The organism is Microbacterium sp. NPDC056234, assembly GCF_042267585.1.
GTDB lineage: Bacteria > Actinomycetota > Actinomycetes > Actinomycetales > Microbacteriaceae > Microbacterium.
In genome coordinates this window covers 1110916-1123384 of sequence record NZ_JBHJTE010000001.1, presented here as the reverse complement: position 1 = coordinate 1123384, position 12469 = coordinate 1110916, and the positions used below count along the sequence as shown (strand labels likewise).

Here is a 12469-nt window from a genome sequence, read left to right as displayed (position 1 = left end):
CCTCGTATCGTGGCCCGCACAGACAGGAGAGGAACATCATCATGACTCTGGTCAGCGAAATCATGACACCGGGGGCCCGGTGCATCGGCGAGAACGACTCTCTTCACATCGCCGCGACGGTGATGGCCGAACTGGATGTCGGAGCGCTGCCCATCTGCGGGGAGGACAGCAGGCTGAAGGGGATGCTGACGGATCGTGACATCGTCGTCAAGGCGGTCGCGAACGGCATGGACCCCGAGACGACCCGGACCGGGGTGCTCGCCGCTGGGAAGCCGATCACGGTCACGGCGTCGGATGACATCTCCGTGGCGCTCGCGCGTATGCAGGAGCACCAGATCCGACGGCTCCCCGTGATCGACGACCACCTGCTGGTCGGCATCGTCAGCCAGGCGGACGTCGCGCGCGCGATGCCTGCGGAGGACACCGGCGAGACCGTCGAGCGCATCTCGCTCTGAGCAACGGAAGGAAGCAGGAAATGCCACGCGATCAGCGATCCCGCCTGAAGGACCCGGAACTGTATGAGGAGCTCCGCGAGGACGGTGCCTCCAAGGAGAAGGCTGCGCGGATCTCGAACGCCACCGGCGGAACGAAGAAGGGCCGATCGGAAGTCGGCCGCCGCGGCGGGGAATCGGGCACCTACGAGGACTGGACCGTGCCCGAGTTGAAGAAGCGCGCGAAGGAGCTGGGGCTGACCGGCTACTCCGACAAGCGCAAGAGCGAACTCATCACGGCGTTGCGGGATCACTGAGCGGACCGGGCATCTGAGCGGACCGGGCGTCAGCGTGGAACGAGCCCGATCCGCAACGGTGCGTCCGGTGCCGCCGCATCGGCGAGCGCGCCGTCCGCATCGGCGAGCGGGTGGACCGCGCCGACCACGTCGCCGAACGGATACGCTCGGCCGCGGCCGGCAAGGAACCCGACGGCGGCCGAAAGATCCGACCCCGAGTAGTTGTGGACCCCCGTGATGGTGACGAGGCGACGAACGATGTCTTCGGCATCCAACGCGACCGGTGGGGCGGGGAACACGCTGCCCACGAGAACGACGGTTCCGCCGACGTCTACCTCGTCGATGGCCTGCGCCACGGCATGCCCGGATGCCTCGATCACGACCTTCGGGCTTTCGATGTCCGCATCCGCCTCGACGCCGAAGCGCTCCGCGAGCCTGCGCCGCTGCTCTGATGGATCGACCACGGTGACCCTCGCGCCGAGATCTGCGGCGATGGCCGCTGCCGACAGGCCGACCAGACCGGCGCCGTAGACGCGGACGTGCACGCCGTCGAGGTCGCGCCCGGCACGCGCCACAGCCGCCCAAGCGGTCGCTGTCGCGCACGAAGCCGGGGCGAGCACCGCCGCAGGCAACGACTCCGGCGCGCGCACGATCGAGGTCCCCCGCCGCAGATGCACGTGGGATGCGAACCCGCCGGTGAGCTCCCAGCGCGGTTCGATGCGCTCGTGCCCGTACTTCGCGAGCGATCGGCACTTCTGCGCGGTGCCGGCAGCGCATCGATCGCATGTGCCGCACGACACCGTGACCGACCACACCACACGATCGCCGACGCGCAGTTCCCCGCCCTCGACCGTGTGCGCGCCGCCCTCTCCGATCGCGATCACGCGTCCGACGCTCTCATGTCCGAGCACGACGGGCACCGGGGAGCTGCGGTCACCGCGCACCGTGTGCACGTCGGACCCGCAGATCGTCGACAGCTCGACAGCCACCAGCGCATCCCCCGCGGCCAGAGCGACGCCGGGGACCGCGACCGTCTCCAACGGCATCCCGACACCGAGCCAGACCCGCGCGATCGCCGCGGGGCGCAGCACGACGTCGCGCAGCTCGGCATGGGGCAGCAGCGTGCGCACGTCAGCCGACCAGCACCGGAGTCGCGAGCGATGTCACGTGCGCGACATCGCCCCGCGGGAAATGAACGGTACTAGGGGGCTGCATGGCGACCTTTCGAACGTGCACAGAGGTAGTCGCGTGTCACTCTGGCATCTCCGGTAACAAGATCCGCGCCGCCATGGCAAGAGTTCAGGACCCGTTCACCTGCCTGACCTGCATACCTCGGATAGCGCGGGACCGCTGGCCTCCAGCGCCAGGCAATGCCCGAAAACAGAAGATCGCGAGCGCGGATCGGTTTGGAAGCCTTGACCCTGCGCTCGCGATCACGGCGCTGGGGACGCCGTACTCTGGGGAACCCTCAGGATATGCGCGTCGAATCGCGCCCGAGTAGCGTCGAAGGTCGACACCCACTACGACTTTCGGACAGACTCCGGCGGTGTCTGCTCGTCCGCTCGCCGCGCGATCGGCAGTCGCGCCGCGACGACCCAACGGCCGTCGACCTCTCCGGCGTGGAAATCCCCGCTGCCGTCGAGAACGCGCTCGGCCATCCGCTCGAGTCCGGTGCGACTGGACGACAGCCCGTGTCTCGGCGCCGATGACAGCGGGCTGTTGATCGTCAGCTCCGCCGTCTCGTCGGTGACAGCCAGCCGCATGTCGACCGAGCCCGCGCCCGCGTACTTCAGAATGTTCGTCGACGATTCGCGCGCCACTCGCGCCAGGATGATCTCGGCCGAACGGGGGATGCGATCGTCACCGGGGTCGCCATCGAGGATGACGGGGTGGCCGGCCGCTTCGAGCTCCTCTCGAGCCTCGGTCAGCGCAGCGGCGAAGTCACCGGTCTGAACCTCGGAAGCGCGCGGCCCGTCGTCGGCCAGATCGATCACGAATCGCAGGTCGGTCATGGCTTTGCGCGCCGCGACTCGGATGGCCTCCTGCGAGTCCTGGCGCGCGCGTTCGTCGTCGAGCATCTGCACGTGCAGCGACACGATCGTCAGGTGGTGGGCGATACTGTCATGCAGCTCCCCGGCGATCCAGCGGCGCTCCGCCAGCACGGCCTGCCGCTCCTGCTCGGCGCTGGCCGCCAGCTGCTGCTCGAGCCGTCGCCCCCGCGCGAAGGCCATCCGCAGCGCGAAGCCGACACCGCCGGCGACGGTCGCGAAGATCAGATAGATTCCCACGTTCACGGGGACGTTGGTCGGCCCGTAGGCAAGGATTGCTGCGGCGACGAGGAACCCGGCTGTGTACGACAGGATCAGCGGCGTGCGCCCGAGGCGCATCACGAGAGCGGCGGCCACGGCGGCGGTCGTCAGCACCTGCGCCTCAGCCCCGACCAGAAACGACAGCGCGAAGGCGGCTCCGAGCGCGCACGTCGCGACCAGCGGAGACCAGAGGAAGAGGGTCAGGAGAGCGGTCGTCAGGATGCTGACGACCGATCTGACGATGTCCACGCCGGGCGTGAAGATCAGGCTGAAGAGATCGAGAGCGATGATGCCGCCGATGATCGCGATGACGACGACGCGCTCGATCGTGCTCAGCCGTTCGCTCCGGCCCAGCCGGAGGATGTCAGATGCACCCCGCGTCGACCGGTCCAAAGCCATAGTTCAGTATGTCCTATCCGCCAGGTAGGCTTAGCGATACAGACCGAAGAAGCGTCCGAACTGTTCCCAGAAAGACATAGTCATTCACCTCCAAGGTTGGCTATTTGTCCAAGCGTGAGTTCATCTTCTCGGTGATCTGCTTGGAGCACATCTGTCTTCCTGGCAGACTTCGCTGGCCAAAGGTCTAGGAACCCATCGACGGTCCGCCCAGCCGTTAGGCTTCCTCCATGCCGGAAATCCGCGTGCTCATCGTCGATGACGACCCCCTGGTGCGTACCGCGCTCGCGCACTTCGTATCCCGCGATCCGGAGATCGACGTCATCGGTCAGGCCGAGGATGGAAAGCAGGCGATCGCCACGATCGAGCGCGACCGACCTGACGTGGTGATGATGGACGTCCAGATGCCTGAGATGAACGGCATCGACGCCACCGCGGCGATCACTCAGCGCTGGCCGGATGTCCGCGTGGTCGCGGTCACCACCCTCGACGGCAGCGACACCGTGCTCCCCATGCTCAGCGCCGGCGCGGCCGGCTACCTGCTCAAGGACTCGAGCGCCGAGAGCATCGTCGCCGGTGTCCGCGAGGTGCACGGCGGCGGGAGCTCGCTCTCACCACGCGTCGCGGCGATGCTCATCCGCCATGTGCGCGACGCGTCCTCCGGCAGTCAGGATGCTCGAGCGCTCGAACCGCTCACGGACCGCGAGACCGAGGTGCTCGACCGGCTCGCCGCCGGGATGTCGAACGCCGAGATCGCTCAGGCCCTCATCGTCTCGGAGGGCACGGTCAAGGCGCACCTCGGGCGCATCATGTCCAAATGGCATGTGCGCGACCGGGTGCAGATCCTGGTGACCGCTGCACGCGCAGGGCTGATCGACTTCCGCTGATCCCGGTGGCAGCGCTCACAGCGCGAGCAGCACGATGCCGGCGACGACGACGAGGGCCGCGACGACCCTCCGCCCCGGATGGCGCTCCTTCAGGACGAAGGCGCCGAACAGGCTCACGAGCACGACGCTGACGATGACGATGACGGCGATTACGCCGCCGAGTGCCCCCGCGGTATCCCCGCCGCAGAACCAGCATGTAGACCACGTGCAGGATGCCGGACACCCCGACGCCGATGAGGAAGCCAGGGAGGTCATCACCGACGCCTCCGGTGAAGGGGATGACGAGGCCCCAGAAGATCGCCGAGACGGACCGCCCCGCGCTGAGATGACGGGCCCGTTCTGCCGCTCGCTATGCTCATCGGCATGAGCATCGGTACCGTCCAGCACCAGTTGTCCACGCCCGAGGGCTTCGCGAAGGCCGTCGCCCCGCGGAGCGCCGTCTACGCCGGCGGTCTCACGAGCCTGATCGCCGGTCTCGCCGGCGTTGCGATGAACATCTTCCAGCTGGGATCGGCCAGCGACTGGAACTGGCGCCTGATCCTGCGCTTCTTCTTCGACGCGCAGGCCGTCGAATTCACCGGCAGTCGCGCCGGCCGTGCGGAGATGTGGCGCTTCCTGTACGTGTACGGTCCGATCATCCTGATCCCGCTCGGCGTGATCCTGCTCATCGTGCATTTCTCGACGCGCAGCAAGAACGGCGCGAAGCTCTACGCGGACTTCCGGTCCCGCGGATGGGTGGGCCGTCAGCGATTCACCGGTCTCAAGGTGAAGAACGGTCGCGCTCAGGTCGACGTCGTCTACGTGTCGCACCCGGACATGCCCGAGGAGACCTTCGACGCCATCGTGCAGCAGCACGCGACCCAGATCGCCGCGCTCGACAAGAAGGCGGCCAGGGCCGCGTCCACCGCAGCGGTCAAGGCGGGCATCCTCAAGGGCGGCATCAGCGCCGCGGCTCTGACGCCGGGCCTCCCGCCCGAGATCGTCGCCGCGCCCGTGCAGGGCAAGGGCGAGTTCGTCGCCGTCGTCCCGCCGGAATCAGGAACGACAGGCCGGTTCCAGGTGCTGCCGATCAAGGAATGACCTGCTGACGGAACGGGGGCGGAGTCGATCGACTCCGCCCCCGTTCTGCGTCACACCGGTCGTGTCCGGCGGATCCTCGCGATCAGCATCCCGAGCAGGCCGAGTGCGATCAGCAGAACCGCCCAGCCGAGCCCGGTCACGATGCCACCGGTGACGGCGAGTTCGGGCAGATCGACCGTGACCGAGTCGGATGCCGACACCACGGAAGCCCCGCTGATCGCCGTCACAGTCGCCGCGTTCGTCACCGAGCGGGCCTTCGCCTCATCGGTCGTGATCTCGTACGCCACCGGCCCGCAGGTGAACGACTCCCCCGGCGCGAGTTCGGGGATGTCGCAGGCGACCGCACCGCCCAGCTTCGGGTCGTCGATCGTGACGTCGGTCACCGTCGCCGCACCGGAGTTCGTCACCGTGAACCGGAACTGCACGGTGTCGCCCGCGCTGACCTTCGCATCGCCGTTCGCGTCCGCGTAGTCGCCACCGGTCTTCTCCACCGAGACCGCCGGCTGCGCCTCGATCGGCGTGGTGACGCTCGCGTCGGACGTCGTCTCGACCCCGCCGGCTCCGGTCGCCGAGGCCGTCGCCGTGTTGACGATCTCGCCGGCGTCGACGTCGGCCTGCGTCAGCGCGACGGTCACCGGACCGCACACGACCATCTCGCCCGGAGCGATCGACGTCGCCTCGCATTCGATGTCGCCGTCGACGCGCGCATCCGAGATCGTCGGATCCGTCACGGTCGTCGTGCCGGTGTTCGTCACCGCGAACGTGTAGTCGATGGTGTCACCGGCATCCGTGATGCCGTTGCCGTTCGCGTCCACGATCGCGGCGGCCGACTTCACCAGCGCGATCGCGTCCTCGCCTGCGACGACGACGTCCGCGACTGCCGCATCGGCGACCGAGCCCGATGCTCCCGCGGCCGTCGCGGTGGCCTCGTTGTGGACGGTCTGCGCATCGACGTCATCCTGCGTGAGGGTGTAACCGACGGGGCCGCACACGAGCTCCTCGCCGGGAGCCAGCTCAGCGCCGTCGAGCGACGGGCAGTCGAGGTCGCCGCCCAGCAGCGGGTCCTCGATCGCAACCTCGTTCAGCACCGTCGTGCCGGTGTTGCGCACGGTGAAGGTGTAGCCGATCTCGTCGCCGGCGCCGATGCGACCGTCGCCATCGGCGTCGATCGGCGCGGATCCCGCCTTGTCGAGCGAGATGCCGTCGGTGCCGGCGATCACCACGTCGGCGCTCGCGGCATCCATGGTCGTGCCCGACGCGGCGTCTGCCGTGACGGTGGCGTCGTTGTGAACGACCTGCGCCTCGATGTCCTGCTGCGTGATCGCATAGGCATACGGACCGCAATCGATCGCCGCCCCCGGCGCGATCTCCGCGCCGTCGAGCGCCGCGCAGGTCAGCTCACCCCCGAGCTTCTCGTCGGTGATCACCGCACCGGTGACCGTCCTCGTTCCCGAGTTCGTCACAGTGAACGTGTACGAGATCTCGTCGCCGATGCCGATCAGCCCGTCGCCGGTCGTGTCGATCACGGCCCCGGACGTCTTGGTCAGCTCGATCGCGTCCGTGCCGTCGATGGTCGACTCGGTCTGCGCCGAGTCCTCCACGGCATCGGTGGGCGCCTGGGCGGTCACCGACGCCGTGTTGCTGACGACACCTCCGTCGACGTCGTCCTGCGTGAGCGTGTACGTCACTGCGGCGCACGCGAGACTCGCGCCCGGCGCGAGCGCCGCGCCGTCAGCGTCCGGGCATTCGATGGCACCGCCGAGCATCGGGTCGGTCACGACGATGTTCGTGAGCGTGGTCGTGCCGGTGTTCGTGACGGTGAAGGAGTAGTCGATCGTGTCACCCGCTCCCAGCTCGCCGTCGCCGTCCGCGTCGACCGGCTCGCCGGCGGTCTTGGAAAGACTCACGCCGTTCGCGGCGGTGATCGTCGCATTCGCCTCGGCGTCGTCGGTCACGGAAGCCGACGGGGAGGATGCCGTGACCGATGCCGTGTTCTGCACGGTCGCCGCATCGACATCGGCCTGGGTGAGCACGTAGACGATCGGACCGCACTCGACGGCGTCACCGGGGGCGAGCGTCGCCGCGGCGACGTCCGGGCAGTCGAGTGCCCCTCCGAGCAGCGGGTCTTCGATCGCCGCCCCCGTCAGGGTCGTCGTTCCGGTGTTCGTCACCGTGAACGAGTACGACACCTCATCGCCCGCGCCGATCCGACCGTCACCGTCGGCATCCGTCGGAGCGCCTGCGATCTTGACCAGCGCGACGCCATCGGTCCCCACGACCGCGACGTCGGTGGTGGCCTCGTCCGAGGCGGAGCCGGTACCGGATGCCGCAGCGACCGTCGCCGCATTCGTCACCGAGCCGCGATCCACGTCGTCCTGGGTCAGGACGTACGCCATCGGGCCGCACGCGGCGTCGTCACCGGGTGCGAGGGACAGGCCCGCGAGTTCGGGGCACTCCAGCGCACCGCCCAGCAGCGGGTCATCGACCACGGCGGACGTCAGCGTCGTCGTTCCGATGTTCGTCACCGCGAACGAGTACGCCACCTCATCGCCGGCGCCGATCATGCCGTCGCCGTTCACATCGACCGGAGCCGCAGCCGACTTCGTGAGAGCGACGTCGGTCGTTCCGCCGATCAGGGCGCGCGCCGTACCCGCGTCTGTGACGGGGATGCTCCCCTCCGCCTCGACGGTGGCGGTGTTGTCCAGCACGCCGGCGTCGATGTCCGCCTGAGTCAGCTCGTACACGATCGGGCCGCAGTCGACCTCGGCGTCCGGTGCGAGCGTCGCGGCGCCATCGGCAAAGCATCCGGTGTCTCCCCCGAGCAGGGGGTCGTCGATCGCGGTGACCGAGAGGGTCGTCGTGCCGGCGTTGCGCACCGTGAAGGTGTACGAGATCTCGTCGCCCACGCCGATGCGTCCGTCGCCATCGGCGTCCGTCGGCACTCCTGCGGTCTTGATGAGCTCGACGGCGTCGCTGCCCTCGACACTGATGTCGGCCTGCGCGGTATCGGTGGCCGGTCCGCCTGCGGCGTTCGCGGTCACGCTCGCCTCGTTGTGCACGGTTCCGGCGTCGACGTCATCCTGCGTCAACTCGTAGGTGATCGGTGTGCATTCGATGGCGTCGTCCGGCGCCAGAACGACCCCGTCGAGTTCGGGGCAGATCACAGCGCCGCCGAGCATCTCGTCGAAGATGTCCGCGTCCGTGATCGTCGTCGTCCCGGTGTTGGTGACCGTGAACGTGTAATCGACCGTGTCACCCGCACCCAGCACGCCGTCGCCGTCCGCATCGCTCGGGTCACCGGCCTGCTTCTCCAGGCTGACGGCGCTCACGCCCGGCACCGTGACCGTCGCGCTGTCGTCGTCCGTGATCTGACCGCGGGGAGTGTCGGCCGTCACGGTGGCAGTGTTCAGCACCTCGCCGGCGTCGACGTCTGCCTGGGTCAGAACGTAGACGTACGGGCCGCAGTCCACGGCGTCCGTCGGGTCGAGCGTCGTACCGTCCAACGCGGCGCAGGCGAGCGGACCGCCCAGCAGCGGGTCGTCGATCACGACGCCCGTCGCCGTCGTCGGCCCGACGTTCGTGACCGTGAAGTCGTAGGTGATCTCGTCGCCGACGCCGATCGCACCGTCACCGTCCGCATCGGCCGGCGCACCGGCCGTCTTGGTGAGTTCGATCGCGCCGTCACCCGTGATCGGCGTCGTCGTGGAGTCCGTGTTGTCTGTCGTGTCGGGGTCGGCCGTGGCCGCCGAGACCGTGGCGGTGTTCGTCACGCTGGTGGAAGCCGTGGCCGGGTCCACTGTCGCCGTGTACACGAGCTCTCCACCGGAGGCCGAGGGGAACTCCGCCACTTCGCAGCGGAACTCGTTGCCGACGAACGAGCAGCCGGGGGTGCTGGTCGTGGGGTCGATGAGCTCGGCGGGCAGCGGGTCGGAGATGACCATGTCGGTCGCCGCATTCGGACCCGTGTTGCGGACGGTCAGCGTGTAGGTGATCTGTCCGCCCACCTCGACGGATGCCGGCGAGGCGCTCTTCTCGATCGAGAGGTTCGCGGATGCCGCGACCGTCACCTCCGCCGTGCCGGTCAGATCATCGGTGTCGGGATCCGCGGTCTCGGCGGATCCCGTGGCCGTGTTGGTGAACGTCCCCTCCGCCGTGGCGACGGCGGAAAGCGTGATCGTCTCCTCCGCGCCGGGCTGCATGGCGCCCACCATCCAACCGTCGATCGACCAGGTTCCCACGGACGCTTCGGCGTCGACGAGCGTGATGCCGTCCTCGACCACGTCGGCCACGACGACACCGGTCGCCGTGGACGGGCCGTCGTTGCGCACCGTGATGAGGTAGGCGACGTCACCGTCGAGGGTGACGGACGGTGTCGATGTGGTCTTCGTCACAGAGAGGTCGGCCGACGGCTCGAGCGGGACGACCACGCTGTCGGAGTAGTTGTCACCATTGGGGTCCGGTGTCGCCGAACCGACGGTCACCGAGTTGGTGAGCGAACCGGTCGCGTCAGGGGCGATCACGCCCTCGATCGTGAAGGAAACGGATCCGTCGGGTTCGATGTCGCCGAGGAAGCAGTCGGAGATGAACTCGGTGTGGCGGCACCCGTCGATGGTCGCGGTCGGCTCGAGGAACCCGTCCGGAAGGATGTCGGCGACCGAGACGCCGCGCGCCGTGGAGGGACCATCGTTGGTCACCGTGATGGTGAAGGACTGAGCAGTCCCCGGCACACCGGTGGTCGGTGTGGCCGTCTTCTCCACCCCGACGTCCGCGCTCTGCTCGACCGCCACCGTGGCAGATGCGGAGTTGTTCGTCGTGTCGGCGTCGTCAGCGGGAGCGGCCACCGAAGCCGTGTTGATCAGGTCGCCGGTGGGTGCATCCGCGTCGACGAGGACGGTGATCGTCACCGTCTCGGTCTGTCCCGGGTCCAGCGTCGCGAAGTCGCACCGGACATCCGTCGTCGTCTGTGCGCACGTCGCGGCGGGCGGCGCCACGACCGACTGCACGGTCATGCCCTGCGGGACGGTGTCGGTGAGCACCGTGTTCAGCGCGACCGACGGCCCGACGTTGGTGACGTCGACGGTGTACGTCAACGCGTCGCCGGCGGTCGCGGTCGCCGCCGACGCCTGCTTCGTCACTGCGAGATCCGCAACGATCGTCGGGTCGAAGCTGGTCGAGCTGGCGTTGTTGGTCGCATCGCCGTCGGAGGTGGATGTCGTGATCGTCGCGGTGTTCTGCACTGCGGCGTCCACGTCCGGCGCGAGCGTCACGATCACGGTGGCCTCGACGGAGGCACCGGGCGCGAGGGTGCCGATCGCGCAGGATACGACGGATCCGTCGAAGTCGCAGTCGCCCGCATCCGACGTGGCGCTGACGAACGTCGTGGCGGGGTCCAGCGGATCGGTGATCACGACGTTCTCGGCGGCGGAAGGGCCGGAGTTCGACGCGACCATCGTGTAGACGACCTCTTCACCCGCGATGGGCGTCGGCGGCGCGAACGTCTTCTCGATCGCGACGTCGACGGCGGCGGTGACCGTCCCCGAGGCCGTGGAGGTGTTGTTCGACTGGTCGGGATCGGTGGTGCTCGACTCGACCTGCGCGGTGTTCACGACAGCCGAGCCCGCCGGTGCATCCGCCGAGAGCGTGCCGGTGATCGTGATCTCGACCTCGTCACCGACGCCGATCGGCCCACCCGCGCAGTTCACGCTGGCTGTCACCAGACACGAGCCGGAGCTCGTCTGCGCCTGCACATCGCTCAGCGAGGCGGGAATCGGGTCGTACACCGAGAAGTCCGCGGAGGCCTGTGGACCGTTGTTCGTGACGACGACGGTGTAGGCGACCGGCTGACCGGCCACCAGCGGGGACGTGTCGAGAGTCTTCGTGATCGCGAGGTCCGCCGCATCGCCTACCGGGGTCTGCGTCGTCTGCGTCGTCGATACGCGGTCCTGGGCTACGACGTTGTCACGAAAGGCCACCTGTGCCTCGTTCAGGATCGTCGTCCCGGCGGCATCCACGTTCACGCGTGCATCGAAGGAGTACGTCGTGGTGGTGCCCGTGAGGACCGAACCGCCTGCTGTCGCGGACGCCTGCTCCCCGAGCCTGACGCGCACGGTGCGCGCAGCTTCGTCGTATTCGCCTCGGTCATCGCCCGCGGCATCCGTCAACGAGCCCGCACCTGATCCGTTCACGATCCTGAGGGATCCGGAAACGAAGTCGAGGCCGGGGTCCAGGACATCCGCGGCCACCGCCTGCTGCGCCGGGTTGCCGCCGTCGTTGCGCGTGGTCACGGTGTAGCGCAGCACGTCGCCCACCTCGGCATCCGTGCCAGCGCTCGTGATGTTCGCGACCGTCTTGTCGCTGATCAGACACGGCCCCGTGCCGAAGGTGATGTTGTCGAGAAGGTTGCCGACGCCGGCGCCGCCGACAGACGTCACCGCCTCGAACGCGAATCGAGTGGTGGTCTGCCCCGCCGGGACCACGTATGTTCCGGCGTGCGAACCCCAGGTGAGACCATCGCTGAGGTTGGGTCCATTCTGAACCGGCGCATCAGGCGGGCCGATGAGCACCCGCATCACATCCGTGCCCTGCCGTCCGCGGTGGTTGAGCGACCACGACAGCGTCTGGCCCGGGGTCGTCGGGACGTCCTGATACAGCCGGCTTGCGCTGTACGCGTTGAGTTCCGCGAACTGCTTGCCTTCAGCGGACGCCACGTTGTTGAACCCGCTGCTCCAGATCTCGATCTTGTTCTGGACATCGGTGGTCAGCCATCCCGGCACCGCTGATTCATCCAGCAGAGAGTATTTCCCGGCCGGCACCACCGGTTCCTCGAAACCGCCGTTCTCAAGCGCGACAGTGCCCTGGCAGACCGTCGGATCCTGGACCGCGGCGGCGGGCTCTGCCTGAATCGTCTCCGCGACCACGCCGAGCAAGGACACGGTCAGCAGAGCGGTGACCGCCATGGCGAGGCTGCGCGTACGGCCTCTGCGAACATCCTGGGGCACGTCTCTGTCCTTTCAAGGGCTACGGACATGCTAGTAGGCGGGCCCTCGCCGCGGACCCCGCCGTAATACGAT

At 68.4% G+C, this 12469-nt stretch carries 8 protein-coding genes; 4 read left to right on the top strand and 4 right to left on the bottom strand.

Annotated elements, in window-relative coordinates:
• Positions 1-41 precede the first annotated feature (41 nt).
• Both ACFCYE_RS05295 and ACFCYE_RS05290 read left to right on the top strand, forming a co-directional pair.
• Positions 42-455 carry a CBS domain-containing protein gene (locus ACFCYE_RS05295; protein WP_376176927.1) on the top strand — a complete coding sequence of 138 codons (414 nt, stop codon included), beginning with the start codon at positions 42-44 and terminating at the stop codon, positions 453-455.
• A 20-nt stretch (positions 456-475) separates the two neighbouring features.
• Entirely contained in the window at positions 476-748 is a 273-nt protein-coding gene (locus ACFCYE_RS05290; RefSeq protein ID WP_376176925.1) for a Rho termination factor N-terminal domain-containing protein, read from the top strand.
• Positions 749-777: 29 nt separating this feature from the next.
• On the opposite strand, the gene ACFCYE_RS05285 is transcribed toward ACFCYE_RS05290, so the two are convergent.
• Together ACFCYE_RS05285 and ACFCYE_RS05280 are read right to left on the bottom strand one after the other, a co-directional pair.
• Positions 778-1857: an alcohol dehydrogenase catalytic domain-containing protein gene (locus ACFCYE_RS05285; RefSeq protein WP_376176924.1), complete on the bottom strand. Its 1080-nt coding sequence runs from the start codon at positions 1855-1857 to the stop codon at positions 778-780.
• A gap of 390 nt (positions 1858-2247) precedes the next feature.
• Positions 2248-3435 (bottom strand): sensor histidine kinase, encoded by a 1188-nt coding sequence (locus ACFCYE_RS05280; protein ID WP_376176923.1) that lies wholly within the window; start codon positions 3433-3435, stop codon positions 2248-2250.
• A gap of 227 nt (positions 3436-3662) precedes the next feature.
• Between ACFCYE_RS05280 and ACFCYE_RS05275 the strand changes: the two genes are divergently transcribed.
• Positions 3663-4319 (top strand): response regulator, encoded by a 657-nt coding sequence (locus ACFCYE_RS05275; protein ID WP_376176921.1) that lies wholly within the window; start codon positions 3663-3665, stop codon positions 4317-4319.
• Positions 4320-4334: 15 nt separating this feature from the next.
• Here ACFCYE_RS05275 and ACFCYE_RS05270 read toward each other — a convergent pair whose 3' ends face one another.
• Entirely contained in the window at positions 4335-4574 is a 240-nt protein-coding gene (locus ACFCYE_RS05270; protein ID WP_376176920.1) for a hypothetical protein, read from the bottom strand.
• A gap of 108 nt (positions 4575-4682) precedes the next feature.
• Between ACFCYE_RS05270 and ACFCYE_RS05265 the strand changes: the two genes are divergently transcribed.
• Complete coding sequence (locus ACFCYE_RS05265) at positions 4683-5399, top strand: hypothetical protein (protein WP_376176918.1); 717 nt, start codon at positions 4683-4685, stop codon at positions 5397-5399.
• A 50-nt stretch (positions 5400-5449) separates the two neighbouring features.
• On the opposite strand, the gene ACFCYE_RS05260 is transcribed toward ACFCYE_RS05265, so the two are convergent.
• Complete coding sequence (locus ACFCYE_RS05260) at positions 5450-12397, bottom strand: isopeptide-forming domain-containing fimbrial protein (RefSeq protein WP_376176916.1); 6948 nt, start codon at positions 12395-12397, stop codon at positions 5450-5452.
• Between the last annotated feature and the right edge of the window lie 72 nt (positions 12398-12469).

Excerpts from the sequence above, each read along its gene's own strand:
- ACFCYE_RS05290 (WP_376176925.1), top strand. The coding sequence starts at position 476 with ATGCCACGCGATCAGCGATCCCGCCTGAAGGACCCGGAACTGTATGAG.
- ACFCYE_RS05275 (WP_376176921.1), top strand. The coding sequence starts at position 3,663 with ATGCCGGAAATCCGCGTGCTCATCGTCGATGACGACCCCCTGGTGCGT.
- ACFCYE_RS05270 (WP_376176920.1), bottom strand. The coding sequence starts at position 4,574 with ATGACCTCCCTGGCTTCCTCATCGGCGTCGGGGTGTCCGGCATCCTGC.
- ACFCYE_RS05280 (WP_376176923.1), bottom strand. The coding sequence starts at position 3,435 with ATGGCTTTGGACCGGTCGACGCGGGGTGCATCTGACATCCTCCGGCTG.
- ACFCYE_RS05295 (WP_376176927.1), top strand. The coding sequence starts at position 42 with ATGACTCTGGTCAGCGAAATCATGACACCGGGGGCCCGGTGCATCGGC.
- ACFCYE_RS05265 (WP_376176918.1), top strand. The coding sequence starts at position 4,683 with ATGAGCATCGGTACCGTCCAGCACCAGTTGTCCACGCCCGAGGGCTTC.